Consider the following 18,238-nt stretch of genomic DNA (forward strand, 5'->3'; position numbering starts at 1 on the left):
AAACCATTCAAAACAGTATTCTTTAACTGAACATCAAGTACCTTAACCAAAGCTTCTTTTGAAAATTGTTTCCCCTTCACATGATTATGGGTCACTTATGATGTCAAGAAATAAAAAAACTGGGACAGAATGAACATCATTCTCTCCCAGTTTTTGCTTCTCGCACTCGTTCGGTTACATGGATAAAGAGCTACTTCCTCTATCTCTTACGCTGTAGCAAAAATGCGTTCGATCAACTGCATCACTGCTCGGACTTCTTCGTTTTTAACGATAGGTTCGGCACCGTTGCGTACAACGTTGTAAAAATTCTTGTAGAAAGGTTCAAAATCCGCTTCGGCTTTCGGGAAAGGAATTTCTTTGGCTGCCAATTCCGATGGGGGTGCCATCGTTTTCGTCAAGCCGACGCCTGCTTGGACTGGTTTTGGTGCTGCCACATCTTCGCGACCTGTTGCTTGCACCATTTCCCCATTTAAATCCCAATCGGTGATGGTGGCTGTTCCTTCTGTGCCTTTGATGTACCAGCGAGGCAATTGCGTGTAATTGGAAGTTCCAACTTCCACGATTGCTTTGACCCCATTTTCAAAGGTAATCAAAGCGAAGAACCCATCATCGACTTCTTCCCCCAACACAAAGCTAAGATCCGCTTTAACATCTTTCACTGGACTGTCGATCAGCCATAGCATTTGATCCAGCAAGTGAACGCCCCAGTCTAAAAGCATTCCCCCACCTTGTTTTTTCACATGGCGCCAGTCTCCTGGGATGCCGTTTGCCCCTTGGACCCGTGACTCTAATTGGAACAAATCACCGATCTGTCCATTACGGTACAGTTCGCGTACAAGTAGAAAATCAGGATCCCAACGGCGGTTTTGGTGAACCATAAAGGTATTGCCAGTTTCTTGGGCAACCGCCACGATCTCATCTAGTTCCGCAGTATTCAGCGCAACAGGCTTCTCGCAAACAACATGTTTGCCTGCTTTCAACGCAGCGATCGATAACTCTTTGTGCAAGTCATTAGGTGTGGCGATCAATACTGCTTCGATCGTCTCATCGGCTAAGACTTCATCATAGCTTTTAAAGATCTTATGGCCTTTTTCTTGGGAGATCGCTTGACGTTCTTCATTGATATCGTAAGTTCCTACGATGTGGATTCGTTCGTTTTCATTTGGTAAGATATTGTGGACATGGTACGCACCCATGCCGCCATATCCGATTACTGCAAAATTGATTGCACTCATGTCTGACACTCCTCGGTTTTCTTCTTATGCCCACCACATGGATGAAGCTTCTTCACGGATCATAATCATCTTCAAGTTACTGATGGCACGAGTCAGTCCTTCATCAATGGACATGATTGGATCTTCATGTTCAATACTCAAGACATAATCATACCCATAAATTCTAAGCGCAGAAATAATATCTGACCAGACTTGTAAGCTGTGGCCGCAACCGACTGAACGGAAGGTCCAAGCTCGGGTTTTGACATTGCTATATGGCTGCATGTCCGTCAAGCCATGCATGTTGATATTGTCTTGATCCAAATACGTATCTTTGGCATGGAAGTGATGGATCGCATCGGCTTCCCCTAAGATTTTGACCGCTGCCACTGGGTCGATCCCTTGCCACCATAAATGACTTGGATCCAAGTTACAGCCGATGGCTTTCCCCGCAGCATCCCGCAGTTTCAACATCGTATAAGGGGTATGTGCCAAAAAGCCGCCATGAAGTTCGATCCCAATTTTAACACCAGCCGCTTCTGCTTCCGTGTTGATGCCTTTCCAATAAGGAATCAGTTTTTGTTCCCATTGATAATTATAATTGTCATCGTATTCCGTTGGCCATGGCAATACTGGCCAGTTGACTTGTGTATCTGTTGCATTTCCGCCTGAAACGCCTGAAAATCCGTTCACAACAGGTACATTCATTAAGCTGGCTAATTTGATGGTTTTGCGCAAAAGTTCATCGGCTTCTTGCGCTTCTGCTTTTAATGGAGAGATTGGGTTGTTGTGACAGCTCAAAGCTGAGATTTCCAATCCTTTATCAGCTAATTTCGCTAAGTATTCTTTTCGCTCTGCTTCACTTGCTAGTAAACGGTCAATGTCTAAGTGGGCATTGCCTGGAGAACCACCGGTACCGATCTCGACGGTTTGCAGCCCTTTTTTCGCTACTTCATCGATCATTTCTTCGAAGCTAAGTTGATTGAATAACGGGGTAAAAACACCTAATTTCATTTTCTTTCCTCCTCAATTGCTTGAAAATGCCCATATGTTGGGTAACGATTTTCTGTTGGTGCACACCAGCGAGCCGCATTTTGGATCACTTTTTGCACTTTGGGATTGTAATAGCTTGGGAATGTCTCATGACCAGGCTGGAAATAGAAGATCTTGCCATTCCCACGGCGGAATGTACAGCCGCTACGGAAAACTTCACCACCAGGGAACCAGCTGACAAAGATCAATTCATCCGGCGCTGGAATATCAAAGTGCTCGCCATACATTTCCTCTTGCTCTAGTTCGATCCATTCGCCGACTCCTTCAACAATTGGGTGGCTTGGATTGACATTCCAGATCCGTGCATGCTGATCGTCTACCCACCATTTCAAATCGCACGACGTTCCCATCAAGTTTTTAAAGATTTTCGAAAAATGACCAGAATGCAAGACGATCAGTCCCATTCCTTCCCATACACGCTGCTGCACACGAGCAACGATAGTATCATCGACTTCTTCGTGCGCCATATGGCCCCACCAAACCAACACATCCGTATCAGCCAATACTTGCTCCGTCAACCCGTGTTCTGGTTCATCAAGGGTCGCCGTTCGCACTTGGAAATCATCCTCTTCTAAAAACTTGGCAATTTGACCATGGATTCCTTCTGGATACATTTTTTGGACGGTCTCATTCGTTTTTTCATGACGAAACTCGTTCCATACCGTAACATGGATCATTGGTAGACCTCCTCTACGATGTTTTTTAATTGCAGATAATCAATCCCGCTGGCTTCTAAAGGAGCGAATTTTTGAAACGCTTCCTGCTCGACGATCAGCCATGGTAGTTCTAATGCTTTAGCTGCTTCTACATACGACTTGATTGGTAAAATCCCATTGCCGATCTCGGTGCTTTCCTGCGGCTGCTCTTGCATATCTTTGATATGAACCAAACCGACCTTCGTTTCGCGTTCCTTTAGCCAAGGTAAAACAGCCACGTTTGCAAAGGCTAACCAGTAAAGGTCGGCTTCCAAACGCAGTTGCGGATTGTCTTTGATCAGTTCATCGATCATAGATTCTCCAGCAACTTCAGTAAATTCATGGGCATGGTTGTGGTAGTAGCAAGTCAGCCCTTCTGCTTGCAACTTTTGGGTGATCTGGGTCAGCTCCGCAGCAAAGGCTTGCCATTTTTTCAAAGAATCAAAACTGGCATACGGAATGACGATCCGTTGATTGCCAATCGTTTTTTCAAAAGCGACGGTTTCTTCAAAACGATCTCGCAATGCTTCAAACGGGATATGGGAAGCCGCGACCGCCAAATCCAACTGCTCAAGCATTTCTTTGATCTGAGCAGCACTGTGTCCATGATAACCGGCAAATTCAACACCGTCATAGCCGTTTTGTTTTACTGTTTTCAACGCTTCAAAAAGGTCTGTCTTGCAGTCCTCTTGAATACTCCAAAGCTGTAAAGCGATTTTCGGTTTTGTCATTTATGCTCGCTCCTTTTCTTCCAGCAGTTCTTATAGGTAGACTGGCTCACCGGTTTGCGATGATTTGTAGATCGCTTCTAAAATCTCCGTCACGACCATTGCTTCTTCAGGTTTGACCACTGGTTCGGTATCGTTGATGATCGCATGGATCCAAGATTGTGCTTCTAAAATTTCTGGCGTCTCGCCGTTTCCTTCATAAAAATCAACGCCGCCTGTTTCAAGTTCGATATTTTTTTCATACAGCAAGCTGTGGTCTTCTCCGTTGATGGTCAAACCGTTGTTCATATCCGCACCCGCTTTGCTGCCCATCAGTGTCGTTTTGGCTTCTTTCACATCCAAGCTGTTGAGCGCCCAGCTAGCTTCTAAGAAAATCGTTGCGCCATCTTCCATGACCACAAAACCAAAGGCCGAATCTTCTACTGAGAATTTCTCTGGATCCCAAGGGCCCCAAGCATTTGCGGCATTTTTGGTTTGCGACAACTCATGATACGCTTTTCCGACAACAAATTTTGGTTTGTAATTGTTCATCATCCATAAGGTCAGATCCAATGCGTGGGTACCAATATCGATCAACGGACCGCCGCCTTGCGCTTCTTCATCAAGGAAAACACCCCAAGTTGGCACAGCCCGACGACGAATCGCATGAGCTTTCCCAAAATAAATGTTTCCTAACTGTCCTTCGGCGCACACTTCATGAAGATAACGAGAATCTTTTCTAAAACGGTTTTGGTAGCCGATCGTGAGTTTTTTCCCTGTTCGGTTAGCTGCTTCGATCATTGCTTTGGCTTCTGCCGCTGTTTTTGCCATTGGTTTTTCACACATGACATGACAATCCGCTTCTAGTGCGGCAATCGTCAACTCAGCATGTGAGGCGTTTGGTGTACACACATGGATCACATCTAGATCAGCTTGTGCCAACATTTCTTGATAATCGCTGAATACTTGGGCATCTTCGGTCCCAAACGCTGATTTCGCTTCAACTGCACGTTCAACCAGCAGATCACAAAAGGCAACCATTTCTACTTCTTCTACTTGAGACAAGGCAGGCATGTGCTTGCCGTTTGCGATCCCACCGCACCCAATGATTCCAACTTTAACTGTCATATCTTTCCTCCTGAAAACGCTTATTATTTTCTACCCCCTCATTATAGCGAAACATCGAAAGCAGTTCTTCCCAGTTTCCATTGAAAAAATTCCCGAAAATTATCTTATGAAACTTTAACAAAAAGAACCACTCCACAATTTATGCAAAGCGCTTAAAAAAACACTATCGAGAAAAAAATAGTGCCAAATTGACAAAAAAACAGTCGACAAGCAAAGGCTCATCGGCTGTTTCTCTCAATTTTGATTCAGTTGTTTCTGGTACTGCAACGGTGATTGACCAACGGCTTCCTTAAAGACATGGTGAAATGTTTTAACACTGGCAAAACCTGCTTTTTCAGCGACTTCTGCCATGGGGATCTTTTCATTTGCCAAGATAAATTTGGCTTGATTGATGCGGTATTCCGTCAAAAACTGCATGAAGGTCTTGCCAGTATTGGTTTTAAAGAAACGCGTGAAATAATGGGGACTAAACCCTACATGTCTTGCGGTGTCCTCCATCGTCAAGACTTCTTGGTAATGAGATTCGATGTACTCAAAGACATCATTCAGACGCTGCAAGGTTTCTTTGTATTGTGCGGCCGTTCGTTTTAGCGGATTGACGGCTTGTTTGCGCTTTGGCAAACTTTGATAGCACTCCCCAATCAACTGGTAAAGCAGCCCGAGAGTCAAATAACGCTTCCCAACGACATTTTCCTCTTCCAACTGATACAACTCGATCAAGAGACCTGTTATTTTTTCCGTAAAACTCGTTGGCCAATTTTTGCTGTGGGGCTCCCCTTCTTCAAAGAGTGTCATCAAGGATACTTCATTTTCTCGAAGCAACGGCTCTTCAAAAAGCTTCATATCAAATTGATAGACATAGCGTTCACTCTCAGGCGATGCTAGAAAATAGTGGGGTTGCCCGCTGGAAAAAAGATACAGATCCCCTTCCTCCAACTCAATGATCATATCGTCAACACCAATATTGACCGTGCCGCGCTTAGCGTAAATGATCTCGATTTCTTTATGGACATGGGGGTAAACGATGGTCAACCCATCATTTAGAAACGTTCGAAAACGAAATTCACTTTCAAATTCAGGAATTTCAAGGTACATACTCATGGCTGACCGACTCCTTCGCTCTATTCTTATTTATTATAAGCGAAAAATTGTCCAAGAGAAAACCTTTTCTCAGCCAATCATAGTTTCTTCTGCTTTTTTGTGGTATCGTATTCAAGAAAAGGAGTCTTGTTTATGAATTATTATGATCAACATCTGCATACATTTTTGTCTTTTGATTCAGATGAACAGTTTGAGAATTATCTTGCTTACCAGCCTGCCTACTTCGTTGCGACAGATCATTTCGATTTGAAGAACCCCTATTCGGGATTCCGTGATGATATTCCTGACTATGAATTACTAGTAAATACCCACCAGAAGCTGCAAGAGACCACAGCGACGAAACTCTTAAAAGGCATCGAGATTGGTGTCGTGCCTGGTCAAGAACAAGAAATCTTGCGCTATCTTGAAAGCCATCCCTATGACTTGAAATTGATCAGTATCCATCAAAACGGTACCTTTGATTATATGGACGATGCCGTGTTGAACAAGGACAAATTTGCAGTCGCCAAACAATACTTTGACCAAATGGCCCACGTGTTGGACTCGTTTTCTGACGGGCACATCGTGACCCACTTTGATTATGGCTTGCGTCGTTTCCAATTTACAGCTGAGGAATTGGCCGCCCATTTTGAAACAGAGTTAACGACGATCTTCAAAAAAATCGTTGCCCGTGACTTAGCGATGGAAATCAACGCGAAGAGCTTTGGCCCCTATCAAAATGCCCACCTTTATCAATATGCTATCCCGCTGTATCAAAGTGTCGGTGGTAAATTGTTCACCCTCGGCTCTGATGCCCATAAAGCCAGTGACTATCGGTTAGATTTTGCAGCGATGAGCGATCTATTGCGTTCCTTTGGTGTCAATCAATTAGCGGTATTTCAAGGTAGCGAACGGTTTATGGCGGATCTGCCTGCTCAATAGCGTCAACTTTGAATGCACTCTACAGCAACACATTTTCAATAAATGGACAAAAAAACGGCGAACCCTAAAAGGATACGCCGTTTTTGCATTTTTAGAATAGATTTACTTAGGTTATTCTGCTGCTAAAATATCTTCCTTAGCATGGATCATTTGAGTCAAAAAGTCACAATAAGGCGTTGGCACTTGGTACTTGCGGCCTTTTCGCGAGATTGCGCCATTGATATAATCGATCTCGGTTTTGCGATGATTATTGATCAAATCTTGATACATGGATGGATAGTGCATTCCGATGCCTTCTGGATCATAGGTTTCTTCAATATGGTGGACTACTTCGGATACATCCAGTTCAACAGATTCATGGGCAGCAACTGCCGCAAATTCTTCCACGATCGTTTGGACCATCGCACGCGCCGTTGAGGTTTGTCCGAATTGGGCAATATTCACATTTAAAATCGAACACAAGCCATTTAGGGTGCCGTTGACACAGGCTTTGCGATAGATGGAGTAACGGATGTTCTCAGAATAAGACGCATTCAACCCAGCATCAGCCAAGACTGCCGCCAATTGACGGGCATCTTCTTCTTTCCCCGGTTCGATGTTTTGCAGTTCTACAGAACCATCCCCAAACAAGCGAACATTACCAGGACCAATCAAGTCCGCCGTCCAAATGGTATTTCCTAAAAAGATTTTATCCGTGCTGACATATTTTTCAATCGTGTCCTCATGACCGATCCCGTTTAATAAGCATAAGACTTTCGTTTGCTCTCCGATCATCGGTTTGATCGTTTGCATCATTTGATCCAGTTGCATCGCTTTAGTAAAGACCAGGATCAAGTCTGCTTGTACAGTCGTTGGGATCTCATTTTGCGAATAGATCGAAAAAGGGACTGCGATCTCTTCACCGTTTAAGTTCGCTCGTAATCCGTGTTCACGGATCGCTTCGATATGCGCAGGCCAGCCGTCGATTAACGTGACGTCATTTCCGCCTCTTTTTAGCATAATAGCAAAACGGCTGCCCATAGCACCTGCACCAGCAATAACAATTTTCATCTGAATTCCTCTTTCCTCTTCCACAATTAGGTATAGTTTACTCTAAAATCGTTAAATATGCGAGAGCCTTGCGTTTTTTCTCGATAGGAAAGAAAAAAGAACAATTGGAATAGTTAGATTTTTCAGATAATTAAAAAACAATCGTTTCCAATTCTGTCCATTCAAAAAAGCCGCACGGAAGGTGGAAAAACTGACTGAGCTAAGCCAGTTTTCGGACTCACGTGCGACTCTTTTAATCCTTCATTTCCTGTGAAACAGTTGTCGGTTTAGGCAGTGACTGTTTCATTTTTTGTTGCAAAGTTTTTTAACCGTTCAGCTTTTTCTGCTTCTGTGATTCCATGTTGCTCCACGTAACGGTTGTGTTCGTGGATGGCACAATCATAGCTGCAGGCACCTAAATGGGCAGCCTGATTTTCCTCAGAAGTTAAGAATTGGCGATTGCATTCTGGGTTGGCACAGTTTACATAGCGCTCGCAAGGTGTCCCATCAAACCAGTCGCGGCCGATGACTTTTTTATCTACATGATTGATTTCCACACTGATGCGTTCATCAAAGACGTACATTTTCCCATCCCAAAGCTCACCTTGAACTTCTGGGTCATTCCCATAAGCAAAGATACCGCCATGGAGTTGGGCCACATCTTCAAAGCCTTCTCGCAGCAGCCAGCCTGAGAATTTTTCACAACGGATACCACCAGTACAATAAGTAACGACTTTTTTATCCATGAATTTTTCTTTATTATCGATGATCCATTGCGGCAACTCACGGAAGCTGCGGATATCGGGACGAACGGCTCCTCGGAAATGGCCTAAATCATATTCATAATCGTTACGGGCATCGATCACCACGGTATCTTCATCTAACAACGCTTCTTTGAACGCTTTAGGATCTAAATATTTTCCAGTCATTTCTAATGGATCGATGTCGTCTTCAAGGTTCAATGAAACCAATTCTTTACGCGGACGAACGAATAGCTTTTTAAACGCATGTTCTTCTACTTCGTCAATCTTATAAAAAATCCCTTTAAAACGGGGATCAGCTTCCATTTTTTCCATATAGCGATCCGTTGCTTCAACCGTTCCAGAAAGTGTGCCATTGATCCCTTCATTGGCTACTAAAATACGGCCCTTGATGCCAATTTCTTTTCCAAATGCTAAATGCTCCTTGGCGAAGCTTTCCGGATCTTCAATTGTTGTGTATTTATAAAATAATAAAACGCGGTATGTCAAACCAATTCCTCCTTTTTTTGCACCCTACAGTATAGGTTATCACGTGACAAAAAACGAGTTTTATGCTTGTACCTTTTCACACAATCTTTTTCCTTGCGCAAACCGTGTCATGGATTGGTTTGATTGAGCTCTGCCACGAAAAAAGCTGTGACTTGATCCATCGTTTCTCCACGTACCAGATGGCGTTCTTCTCGCGAGATAAACTGCAAATTTGCTTCTGGATTTTCTGCCACAAAGGCTTCCACATCACCATAAGGAATTTTCTCGTCTTGGGTACCATGCCAAAACAAAAGAGGACGCTGTCCCAATTTCTCTGGTTGAGAAGACAGGTCGTAAGCATCCATCCAGCTTAAAAGCTGACCATAATCCTCGGGTACAAAGAACCCAGCAGCGCCAGCGTGCATTTGGATGCGGTCACGGTATTTCAACATGGAAGGAGAACCCATGATACAAGCTGCCGCTGTGATTTCTGGATGCTGACACAATAAACCGCACGTGGTCATCCCTCCCATAGAGACTCCACCAACTGCGATCTGACCGTTGACCAAACCAAGGTTTTCAAAAAAATCGACTAAGTAAGAAAACTCAAATAGATTGGTTTGGATACTTTGCCAAAAAGTTAAAGAAGGAATCTCCGATAGCTGGGTCTTGCGCTCCCCATGATTGGCTGCATCTGGCAAGACCACCCGAAAACCTTCTCTAGCCAACTTTCTGCCTTGTGTCAACACTAATTCTTTACTCGTCTGCCAGCCATGATAGTAAATAATCAATGGCAGCGGCTCATAAATCATTTCTTCAGGTACGACTTCTAAGACCGGAATATTCCCGATTTTTCTTTTTCGAACAGCTAATTTCATTCTTTTCCACCTCAGCTTAAGTATACAAAAAGTCGCCAAAAGCGCCACTGATACGCTGTAAAAAAGATCATACCCGAAGAGGATGATCCCTTTTTCGTTTATGAATGTAAGACCGCTTCTCGAGCCAATGCCAAACAACCGAGGGTTCCAGCGTTGTCTTCTAATGCTGGGGTCACGATATATTTGCTTAACTCAGGTGTTTCAACATACCCATTGACCAATTTTGCAAATGCGTCGTGGACGTTTTGCAGCATATGGCGTTGTTTCATCACACCACCACCAAAAATGATCACATCTGGAGAAAACATCAAGGTTGTATTGTAGGCACATTGAGCAATATAGGAGGCTTCGATCTCCCAATAAGGATCATCTTCTGCAACCTCTTGACCTTTTTTCCCTAAGCGTTTTTCGATGGCGGGTCCAGCAGCCATCCCTTCTAAACAGTTGCCATGAAATGGACAGCTGCCAGCAAAGTCATCTTTTGGATGAGGGACGACCAGCATATGCCCCATTTCTGGATGACTAAAGCCTTCGATAAAGCGCCCTTCTTGTAAGGCACCGCCGCCAACACCTGTACCGATCGTGTAATAAACGACACTACTCAATCCTTTGCCACTGCCAAAGACATACTCACCATAGGCGGCCGCATTGACATCTGTTGTCCAAGAAATCGGGATCGGAAATTCTTTTTTCATGGTACCGATGAAATCAAAATTTTGCCATGCCAATTTCGGGGTCGAGGTAATGTACCCATAAGTGGCAGAATCGCGATGGATATCGATGGGCCCAAATGAGCCAATCCCAATCCCTGCTAAATCTGCTTGGTATTGTTTGAAGAAACCAATGACTAAAGGCATTGTTTCCTCAGGTGTCGTTGTCGGAAAGCTCACTCTTTCCTTGATTGTCATTTCTTCATCGCCAATGGCGCACACAAATTTTGTGCCGCCTGCTTCAATCGAACCGTATAACATGCACATCGCTCCTTTTTTTCTAACTACTTGCTGAACTTGACGCTGCGGCATCATCTGCTTTGACGCGATCGATGGCTACCACTAATGCAATGATCAGGTCATCTAGATCTTCTTCATAGATCACAACTTCATAGGTATCGCCCCAAGAGATCCATTTTTTGTGGATCTCTGCGATCCGTTTGCCGTTGCGGTTGACCACAAAATCCATATCCCACCAATTGCCGTCCACATCGATGCCTTCTGCACTGATGGAATAGCGGGCTTTAAAAAATGTGAAATGTTTTTCTAAAACGATCGCTTCTTGGCCGTGGACTTCCACAAAAAATTTCGGTAATAAACTGAACACTTTTTTGGTGATCTCCGCGATCGGTCGCTGCTGCTCATTGAAGATCGTAAAACTTTTCGGGATCTTAAAAAAACTGCCTTCGACATAATAGCGAGGGTTTTGTAAATCATCGGTGACGGTAAATTTTTCGCCAATGCTGAAAACCTTCTGTTTGATGTAAAGTTTCTTCAAATGCTACACTCCTTTCTCTTTGACATCGCCCGTATTGATCACCGGCTGCGTGCCTTTATCGGTAATGATCGACACCAATAAATTATTGATCAGTTGGACTTTGCGGTCATCTGTGAAATTGATGTCCTGTCCGTCTTCGATTTGTTCTAACGCCATTTGTGTCATGGAGACGGCCCCTTCAACAATGATTTGCCGTGCTGATAAAATTGCTTTAGCTTGTTGGCGCTGCAACATCGCACTAGCGATCTCAGTCGCATACGCGAGGTGATTTAAGCGGGTCTCTATGACTTCGACCCCAGCAACAGCCAATCGTTCTTGCAATTCTTTTGCCAGTTCTTCAGAAACTTCATTGGTATTGCCTCGCAACGTCAGATCATCGTCATTGAACGTGTCATACGGGTATTGCGTCGCAATATGACGAATCGCTGTTTCACTTTGGATCTCAATGAAATCTTGGTAATAATCGACATCAAACAATGCTTTCGCCGTATCTACGACTTTAAAAACCACCACCGCCGAGATCTCGATCGGGTTTCCGTCTGAATCATTGACCTTCAACAGCGAACTGTTAAAGTTACGGACTTTCAATGAAACATTGATTTTTTGGGTTAAGGGGGTTGTCACGAACAAGCCGTTGTCTTTAATGGTCCCTAAATATTGCCCAAAAAAGAGGATCGCTTTGGCTTGGTTGGGCTGTACGATCGTTAACGAACTAAGGAAAAGAAACGAAACGATCCATAAAAGAATACTGAGAACGATTTCGAGAACGCTCTCATTTACGAACCCATGATAAAACAAATAACCGCCGCCAACTAATAACCCGATCAGCACAACCAGTGCTAAATACCCATTCACATGAAATGTCTGTTTTTCTGTCATTTTTATTCCTTCCCTTCTTGCTCTTATCTTACCTTGGTTAAAGCCGCTGTGCAAATGTTCTTGCGCATATTAGGGACGATTCCCAATCAAGCTATTTTGTTTTCTGCAACTTTCCCGTTACAATTAAGGTAGGACAAAATTTTTCTCAAAAAAGGAGTAATTCTTATGGCACAAAAAATTGACTTAGAAACGAGTAAATGGTCGTTGGAATCGATCATTAAAACGGTCGGCACCGATCTTTCCTCTGTTGTAGAGGTACAAAACAAAGATGGCATTGACGTCGTAGTGATCTCGAAAGACGAGTGGCAACATCTTTTGGAATTACTCGATGCACGTCATGCAGAAGGCTATCGGTTAGAACAAGAGCTTCCTGAAGAAATTTTAGTTGACGTTGCCGATACCGACAACCAATACACCGAAGAAGGCGAGTTAGAAATGGAGCTGCCTGAGCGTGTGCATCCAGCACCAGATTTTGAACTCGATTCAGAAGAAATCGTTGAAAGTGATGACGTACTAGATTAAACAAAAAAGCAAAACGGCCACGGGCACGTTTTGCTTTTTTTATAGCTCTTTTTCCTGCTTTTTGGTAATGACTGCTTGCAATCGTTCGATGGCAGGTTGCAATTCTTGCTGTGCTTCTTCTTCGGGTTCTAACTCTGCGCATCGTTGCAGTCGCTCTAACCACATCTCTGGTTCTTTGACGCCCAACTGACCAATGGCCCAATAAGCCGTTCCTCGAATCACTGGGCGAACGTCTTCTGTCGCACAGCGCCAAATCGCTGGCAAGGCACTGCGGTCTCCCACATTGGCTAAGGCGATGATGGCATTACGCTGCAGCGGTTTTTTCCCCCGCCAAGAGCCAGATAGATGGCCAAATTGTTCTTTGAAGGCTTTGTTTGATAAAGACAGCATCGGTTGCAGTTTTGGATAAACGGTATCGACTTCAGGCTCCATCTCTTGATGAAAATGGAAGTCCTTCCCCCGATTATAAGGACAGACCAGCTGACAAATATCGCAACCGTAAATCACGTTATGCATCTTTTTGCGGTACTCTTCTGGCATCATGCCCTTCGTCTGGGTTTGATAGGACAAACAGCGCTGGGCATTCATCCGACCATCGCCCAATAACGCTTTGGTGGGGCAAGCCGTCACACAACGCATGCAATCCCCACAACCAAACGGGACTTCTTCATCTGGTTCAAGAGAGATATTAGTGACGATCTCCCCGAGATAAACAAACGAACCAAACTCTTCTGTGATCAGCAAGCCATTACGACCGATAAAGCCAAGACCCGCCCGCTGCGCTGCCGCCACATCCACCAATTCCCCTGTATCGACTTGCGGTGCGAAACGCCATTCGACTTGTTCTTCCATCGTTTGCGCTTGTTCTTTGATAAAGGCGATCAAGCGATCCAACCGTTCTCGCAAAATATCATGGTAATCGATGCCCCACGAGGCACGGGCAAACATGCCACGTTTTTCATCCCGCGGGACTTTCTCTTTGATTTTTGTCGGATAAGCTAAAGCGATCGCAATGATCGTTTGCGGATTTTCAAATGTCCGTTCAGGATAGATACGCTCTTCGATCACGGGATGCTCAAAACCAGAGGTATGGCCCTTGGCTTTTTGTTCCCGCAAGGAAGGCTCCAATGCCAAAAACGGCTCCGCTGAAGCAAACCCGATCTTGTCGATGCCAAGCCGCTTGCTTTCTGCAATAATTTTTTCTTTTAAAGACATGCTCGCTACCCTCTTTTGTCCGCTAAGCATCTGCTTCTCGGCTTTTTCTCTTCCCCTATTATACGTAAGCACCAGAAAAAAGTCGATGGTGCGGTTTGTTCCCCCATTTTTTTCTTTCTTTAAAAGAACACGTGTTGATTGTTTAAGATTTTAATTAATTTTATCGCTATTTTCCTCGCAACGATTGCATTGCCTTTTTCGAATGCTAGACTAGATAAAGGAATCAGAAAGAAATGAACAAATGAAATGGAGATGCTTATGACTCAATTACCCACCGGCTTGACTGCAGCAGAAGTCGCCAAGAAAACCCAAGAGGGGCTGCACAATGATTATGAAACCAAAACCAGTAAATCAACTGCTGCGATCATCAAGGACAATTTACTGACGTTATTCAATTTTCTCAACCTATTGATTGGCGTTTTTTTATTTGCCGTAGGCGCCTATTCCAACATGTTCTACTTAGCGATTATTTTTGTGAATATCACCATTGGGATCAGCCAAGAATTGCACGCACGTAATTTAGTAAAAAAACTCTCACTTGTTTCACCGCAAACGGTACGAGTGATTCGAGATAGTCAAACCCATGAGATTTCAGCCAAAGAATTGGTCTTAGAAGACTCAGTCATTCTTGGTGCTGGGGACCAAATCCCCGCTGACATGACGGTGCTTTCTGGACTAGTCGAAGTCAATGAAGCGATGCTGACTGGTGAAGCCGATCTGGTTGTCAAAGAAGCAGGTGCTTCCTTACTCTCAGGAAGTTTCATCGTCAGCGGTGAAGTGACAGGAAAAGTCATTCATGTCGGTGCTGAAAACTACGCAGCGAAACTAAGCAATGAGGCGAAGGTCCACAAACCGATCCGCTCTGAGCTGCTTGCTTCGATCCGTAGTGTGTCCAAATTCACTAGCTATGTGATCGTTCCTTTAGGGGTGATCTTGTTCTTCCAAGCCTTTATGATGCGAGATGCTGGAATCAAGGAATCCGTCGTCGTTTCTGCCGCTGCCTTATTAGGAATGTTACCAAAAGGACTTGTCCTGCTGATCAGTATCGCCTTGACGACAGGTGTCATTAAATTGGCCAAAAAACGGATTTTGGTCCAAGACATGTATGCCGTTGAAACCTTAGCGCATGTCGATACCCTTTGTCTGGATAAGACGGGGACGTTGACGGAAGGCCATATGGTTCTCGAATCGATCGTTCCTCTCCAAGCCGACAGCGACCCTAACATGCTCTTAGGGAATTATTTGGCAGCCAGCACAGATAACAATTTGACGATGCAAGCATTGCGTCAAGGCTGCCCTGAGCTAACGGATCATCAGCCGATCGAAGTCGCTGCCTTTTCTTCACAGCGCAAATGGGGTGCTGTAGCTTTTGAACATCTAGGAAATGTCTATCTTGGCGCACCTGAAAAAGTCGCTGGCTCTGCTGCCTTGCCGCAAGTCAAAGAAGCGCAAGAAGCAGGTCTGCGAGTGTTGATTTTAGCCGTAGAGACCGATCCAAAAGCGCCAGCATCCTTTGACCCAAGCAATGCACAAGCGGTGGCAGTCTTGATTTTATCTGATATCATCCGCCAAAACGCTGAAGAAACCTTGGCTTACTTAGCCGATCAAGGCATCGATCTAAAGGTAATCTCTGGCGATAATCCAATAGCTGTCGCTGCGATCGCCCATCGTGCAGGTCTTGCGAATGCCGATCAAGCTATCGATCTTTCTACCTTAACGACCGAAGCAGAAGTCCGAGAAGCTGCGACACGCTATACGGTCTTTGGTCGTGTGACCCCTGAACAAAAGAAACTGCTTGTCCAAGAATTAAAAGCCAATCACCGGACCGTTGCTATGACGGGCGATGGCGTCAATGACGTGTTGGCGCTGCGGGAAGCCGACGTTAGTATTGCGATGGCTGCTGGCGACAGTGCGGCTCGTCAAATCGCTAACTTTGTCTTATTGGATTCTGACTTTACTACGTTGCCAGATGTTTTATTTGAAGGACGCCGCGTCGTCAATAACGTCACCAAAGCGTCGGGGATCTTCTTTATCAAGACGATTTACAGCTTCTTGCTCTCTTTGGTTTGTATCCTGACATCCAGCGCCTTTCCGTTCTTGCCGATCCAAATCACATTGATCGACTTAGCAATTGAAGGCTATCCATCATTCTTCCTTTCCTTTGAAGAAAACAAAGCACCGATCAAGGGGCGCTACTTGCCGACGGTCTTACTCAATGCATTACCAAATGCCTTGTTGGTGTTAGTCAATTACTTTGCGATCCGCTTTTTACAAACCGACTACGGTTGGTCGCAATTTGATACGACGACCTTGTTGTACTATTTGTTGATCGGGATCAGCTGTATCGCTGTGATTCGCGCTTGCTTGCCGTTAAATCCATTGCGATTGTTCTTAGCGATTACCACTACCGTGGGGATCTATGTCGCAGCAATGCTTTTCCACGGATTGCTGGAAGTCGGTTTCTTGACCGCCGTAACATTGCCTTACTTCCTTGGCATGATGGCATTGAACATCTGCCTGTACGTGGGGCTTTCTTTCCTAACGAAGCGCTTTTCAGCCAAAGTGCTCGTTAAACAATCCTAATTGATTTTACCGCATCGCTCTTTCTTGCTTTGTCCAGAAAGACGATGCTGTTTTTTTGTCCTCTCCATAGGTGCAACCATACAAGAAGAAAGAAATTTGGTATACTGAACCTGTAGGCGGTTTCAACAAGGACGGTGTTTCTTTGGAAAAGGCAACCCCCTTGTCAAACAGCCAAATTTAATCAGAAAGTGTTGGTGAAATTGGATGAAAAAAAGTATTTTACTCGTTTCTCACAGTCAGCAACTCACCGAAGGATTAAAACAGATGATCGAAGAAATGGCTGACGGCGAGTCAGTCACGATCTATTCTTTAGGCGGGACAGCAGAAGGAGAGCTGGGTTCTGACGCCACGAAAATCGTGGATGCCGTCAACGAATCCGCAGACGCTGAACTGATCTTAGTCTTTGCCGATCTAGGCAGTGCCGTTTTGAATGCCGAACTTGCATACGACATGCTGGAACCTCAGCAACAAGAACGCTATCACCTGATCGACGCGCCGCTGGTGGAAGGTGCCTTTGCTGCAGCGATCACCGCTGGTTTCAGTGATGATTTGGCACAAATCGTTGCAGAAGCAAAAAAAGCAGCCGAGAAAGGATGGCATGAAGCATGAAAAAAATCATTAATGATCCCTCAATGATCGTAGAAGAAATGTTGGCTGGTATCGTAGGCAGTTATCCTGAACTGGTCCATCAAGTCGCCGACTCACGGGTGATCGCTAAGAATAATCAAAAAGAACAAGTCGGTCTTGTTTCTGGCGGTGGGAGCGGACATGAGCCGGCGCATGCTGGCTTTGTCGGTGATGGGATGCTTAGCGCCGCCGTTTTAGGCGATGTCTTCACCTCCCCGACCCCCGACCAGATTTTGACGGCTATCCAAGATTCTGATCAAGGACAAGGCGTCTTGTTGATCGTCAAAAACTATACTGGCGATATCTTGAACTTTGAGATGGCCAAAGATATGGCAGAAATGGAAGAGATCACGACGGAGATCGTGGTCGTGGATGATGATATCGCTGTTGAAAATAGCACCTATACTGCTGGCAAACGAGGAGTTGCCGGTACGGTCTTAGTCCACAAGATTTTAGGCGCAGCTGCTCGTAATGGTGCCAGCTTAAGCGAATTAAAAACACTGGGCGATGCCTTGGTTGCATCGATCAAAACCATTGGGGTCGCATTAAAAGCGGCAACAGTTCCTGAAGTTGGGAAACCAGGTTTTGACTTAGCCGATGATGAGATCGAGTATGGCGTGGGTATCCACGGCGAACCTGGTTACCGTCGTGAAAAACTGAAACCCTCACATGAACTAGCACAAGAGTTGGTGGAAAAAATCTTAGCGGATTATGAAAAGACCCCAGAAAAAGTCGGTGTCTTGATCAACGGTATGGGTGGTACGCCGCAAATGGAGCTGTTCGTTTTTGCCAATGATGTCGCGAAATTACTCGCAGAAAAAGACATACCTGTCTCCTTCCATAAAGTCGGCAATTTCATGACTTCCATCGATATGCAGGGACTTTCACTGACCTTGATCGACTTCAGCGAAACGGATCACACCGATGCGTTAAATGAAGCCGTCACAACAATAGCCTGGTAAAGGAGCG

18 protein-coding genes are annotated in these 18,238 nt (G+C 44.8%); 5 read left to right on the forward strand and 13 right to left on the reverse strand.

Going from position 1 to position 18,238, the window contains the following annotated elements; translation table 11 throughout:
- Window positions 1–206: 206 nt before the first annotated feature.
- From IGJ25_RS15370 to IGJ25_RS15395, 6 genes are all read right to left on the reverse strand, one after another.
- Window positions 207–1,235 (reverse strand): Gfo/Idh/MocA family protein, encoded by a 1,029-nt coding sequence (locus tag IGJ25_RS15370; RefSeq protein WP_010749991.1) that lies wholly within the window; start codon window positions 1,233–1,235, stop codon window positions 207–209.
- A 24-nt stretch (window positions 1,236–1,259) separates the two neighbouring features.
- Window positions 1,260–2,228, reverse strand: a complete 969-nt coding sequence (locus IGJ25_RS15375) for a sugar phosphate isomerase/epimerase family protein (protein WP_225000610.1) — start codon at window positions 2,226–2,228, stop codon at window positions 1,260–1,262.
- Window positions 2,225–2,944: a ThuA domain-containing protein gene (locus IGJ25_RS15380; protein ID WP_225000611.1), complete on the reverse strand. Its 720-nt coding sequence runs from the start codon at window positions 2,942–2,944 to the stop codon at window positions 2,225–2,227. Before IGJ25_RS15380 ends, IGJ25_RS15375 begins: the two co-directional genes overlap by 4 nt.
- Entirely contained in the window at window positions 2,941–3,693 is a 753-nt protein-coding gene (locus tag IGJ25_RS15385; protein ID WP_010749993.1) for a sugar phosphate isomerase/epimerase family protein, read from the reverse strand. The genes IGJ25_RS15380 and IGJ25_RS15385 overlap by 4 nt, the downstream gene beginning before the upstream one ends.
- 30 nt (window positions 3,694–3,723) lie before the next feature.
- Entirely contained in the window at window positions 3,724–4,797 is a 1,074-nt protein-coding gene (locus tag IGJ25_RS15390; protein ID WP_005228203.1) for a Gfo/Idh/MocA family protein, read from the reverse strand.
- Window positions 4,798–5,031: 234 nt separating this feature from the next.
- Window positions 5,032–5,898 (reverse strand): AraC family transcriptional regulator, encoded by an 867-nt coding sequence (locus IGJ25_RS15395; RefSeq protein ID WP_010749994.1) that lies wholly within the window; start codon window positions 5,896–5,898, stop codon window positions 5,032–5,034.
- Window positions 5,899–6,030: 132 nt separating this feature from the next.
- Here IGJ25_RS15395 and IGJ25_RS15400 point away from each other — a divergent pair, with 132 nt between their 5' ends.
- Complete coding sequence (locus IGJ25_RS15400) at window positions 6,031–6,819, forward strand: PHP domain-containing protein (protein ID WP_060791485.1); 789 nt, start codon at window positions 6,031–6,033, stop codon at window positions 6,817–6,819.
- Window positions 6,820–6,930: 111 nt separating this feature from the next.
- Here the strand turns inward: IGJ25_RS15400 and IGJ25_RS15405 are convergent, their stop codons facing one another.
- From IGJ25_RS15405 to IGJ25_RS15430, 6 genes are all read right to left on the reverse strand, one after another.
- Complete coding sequence (locus IGJ25_RS15405; protein WP_005228196.1) at window positions 6,931–7,869, reverse strand: 2-dehydropantoate 2-reductase; 939 nt, start codon at window positions 7,867–7,869, stop codon at window positions 6,931–6,933.
- 266 nt (window positions 7,870–8,135) lie between these two features.
- On the reverse strand, window positions 8,136–9,098 hold the full coding sequence (gene trhO / locus IGJ25_RS15410) for an oxygen-dependent tRNA uridine(34) hydroxylase TrhO (RefSeq protein ID WP_010749997.1): 963 nt from the start codon (window positions 9,096–9,098) through the stop codon (window positions 8,136–8,138).
- Between the two features lie 107 nt (window positions 9,099–9,205).
- A complete protein-coding gene (locus tag IGJ25_RS15415) occupies window positions 9,206–9,955 on the reverse strand; it encodes an alpha/beta fold hydrolase (protein WP_010749998.1) in 750 nt (249 codons plus the stop codon).
- 98 nt (window positions 9,956–10,053) lie between these two features.
- Entirely contained in the window at window positions 10,054–10,926 is an 873-nt protein-coding gene (gene scrK, locus IGJ25_RS15420; RefSeq protein ID WP_010749999.1) for a fructokinase ScrK, read from the reverse strand.
- A 19-nt stretch (window positions 10,927–10,945) separates the two neighbouring features.
- Window positions 10,946–11,443 (reverse strand): LURP-one-related/scramblase family protein, encoded by a 498-nt coding sequence (locus IGJ25_RS15425; RefSeq protein WP_005233908.1) that lies wholly within the window; start codon window positions 11,441–11,443, stop codon window positions 10,946–10,948.
- Between the two features lie 3 nt (window positions 11,444–11,446).
- Complete coding sequence (locus tag IGJ25_RS15430; protein WP_010750000.1) at window positions 11,447–12,322, reverse strand: SPFH domain-containing protein; 876 nt, start codon at window positions 12,320–12,322, stop codon at window positions 11,447–11,449.
- Between the two features lie 165 nt (window positions 12,323–12,487).
- Here IGJ25_RS15430 and IGJ25_RS15435 point away from each other — a divergent pair, with 165 nt between their 5' ends.
- Entirely contained in the window at window positions 12,488–12,844 is a 357-nt protein-coding gene (locus IGJ25_RS15435) for a hypothetical protein (RefSeq protein ID WP_005228172.1), read from the forward strand.
- 39 nt (window positions 12,845–12,883) lie between these two features.
- Here IGJ25_RS15435 and queG read toward each other — a convergent pair whose 3' ends face one another.
- A complete protein-coding gene (queG, locus tag IGJ25_RS15440; protein ID WP_005228165.1) occupies window positions 12,884–14,059 on the reverse strand; it encodes a tRNA epoxyqueuosine(34) reductase QueG in 1,176 nt (391 codons plus the stop codon).
- A 258-nt stretch (window positions 14,060–14,317) separates the two neighbouring features.
- Here queG and IGJ25_RS15445 point away from each other — a divergent pair, with 258 nt between their 5' ends.
- From IGJ25_RS15445 to dhaK, 3 genes are all read left to right on the forward strand, one after another.
- The gene (locus tag IGJ25_RS15445) at window positions 14,318–16,642 is read left to right on the forward strand and encodes an HAD-IC family P-type ATPase (RefSeq protein ID WP_010750001.1); all 2,325 of its coding nucleotides are present in this window, start codon (window positions 14,318–14,320) and stop codon (window positions 16,640–16,642) included.
- 204 nt (window positions 16,643–16,846) lie between these two features.
- The gene (gene dhaM / locus IGJ25_RS15450) at window positions 16,847–17,251 is read left to right on the forward strand and encodes a dihydroxyacetone kinase phosphoryl donor subunit DhaM (protein WP_005228160.1); all 405 of its coding nucleotides are present in this window, start codon (window positions 16,847–16,849) and stop codon (window positions 17,249–17,251) included.
- Window positions 17,248–18,231: a dihydroxyacetone kinase subunit DhaK gene (gene dhaK / locus IGJ25_RS15455; protein ID WP_438779428.1), complete on the forward strand. Its 984-nt coding sequence runs from the start codon at window positions 17,248–17,250 to the stop codon at window positions 18,229–18,231. The genes dhaM and dhaK overlap by 4 nt, the downstream gene beginning before the upstream one ends.
- Window positions 18,232–18,238: the final 7 nt, after the last annotated feature.

This window comes from Enterococcus sp. DIV0240d (genome assembly GCF_051711245.1).
GTDB lineage: Bacteria > Bacillota > Bacilli > Lactobacillales > Enterococcaceae > Enterococcus_D > Enterococcus_D casseliflavus.

Bases quoted from the DNA above. Each gene is read 5' to 3' on its own strand.
- IGJ25_RS15370 (WP_010749991.1), bottom strand. From the start codon at position 1,235: ATGAGTGCAATCAATTTTGCAGTAATCGGATATGGCGGCATGGGTGCG.
- IGJ25_RS15375 (WP_225000610.1), bottom strand. From the start codon at position 2,228: ATGAAATTAGGTGTTTTTACCCCGTTATTCAATCAACTTAGCTTCGAA.
- IGJ25_RS15380 (WP_225000611.1), bottom strand. From the start codon at position 2,944: ATGATCCATGTTACGGTATGGAACGAGTTTCGTCATGAAAAAACGAAT.
- IGJ25_RS15385 (WP_010749993.1), bottom strand. From the start codon at position 3,693: ATGACAAAACCGAAAATCGCTTTACAGCTTTGGAGTATTCAAGAGGAC.
- IGJ25_RS15390 (WP_005228203.1), bottom strand. From the start codon at position 4,797: ATGACAGTTAAAGTTGGAATCATTGGGTGCGGTGGGATCGCAAACGGC.
- IGJ25_RS15395 (WP_010749994.1), bottom strand. From the start codon at position 5,898: ATGAGTATGTACCTTGAAATTCCTGAATTTGAAAGTGAATTTCGTTTT.
- IGJ25_RS15400 (WP_060791485.1), top strand. From the start codon at position 6,031: ATGAATTATTATGATCAACATCTGCATACATTTTTGTCTTTTGATTCA.
- IGJ25_RS15405 (WP_005228196.1), bottom strand. From the start codon at position 7,869: ATGAAAATTGTTATTGCTGGTGCAGGTGCTATGGGCAGCCGTTTTGCT.
- IGJ25_RS15415 (WP_010749998.1), bottom strand. From the start codon at position 9,955: ATGAAATTAGCTGTTCGAAAAAGAAAAATCGGGAATATTCCGGTCTTA.
- scrK (WP_010749999.1), bottom strand. From the start codon at position 10,926: ATGTTATACGGTTCGATTGAAGCAGGCGGCACAAAATTTGTGTGCGCC.
- IGJ25_RS15430 (WP_010750000.1), bottom strand. From the start codon at position 12,322: ATGACAGAAAAACAGACATTTCATGTGAATGGGTATTTAGCACTGGTT.
- IGJ25_RS15435 (WP_005228172.1), top strand. From the start codon at position 12,488: ATGGCACAAAAAATTGACTTAGAAACGAGTAAATGGTCGTTGGAATCG.
- queG (WP_005228165.1), bottom strand. From the start codon at position 14,059: ATGTCTTTAAAAGAAAAAATTATTGCAGAAAGCAAGCGGCTTGGCATC.
- IGJ25_RS15445 (WP_010750001.1), top strand. From the start codon at position 14,318: ATGACTCAATTACCCACCGGCTTGACTGCAGCAGAAGTCGCCAAGAAA.
- dhaM (WP_005228160.1), top strand. From the start codon at position 16,847: ATGAAAAAAAGTATTTTACTCGTTTCTCACAGTCAGCAACTCACCGAA.
- dhaK (WP_438779428.1), top strand. From the start codon at position 17,248: ATGAAAAAAATCATTAATGATCCCTCAATGATCGTAGAAGAAATGTTG.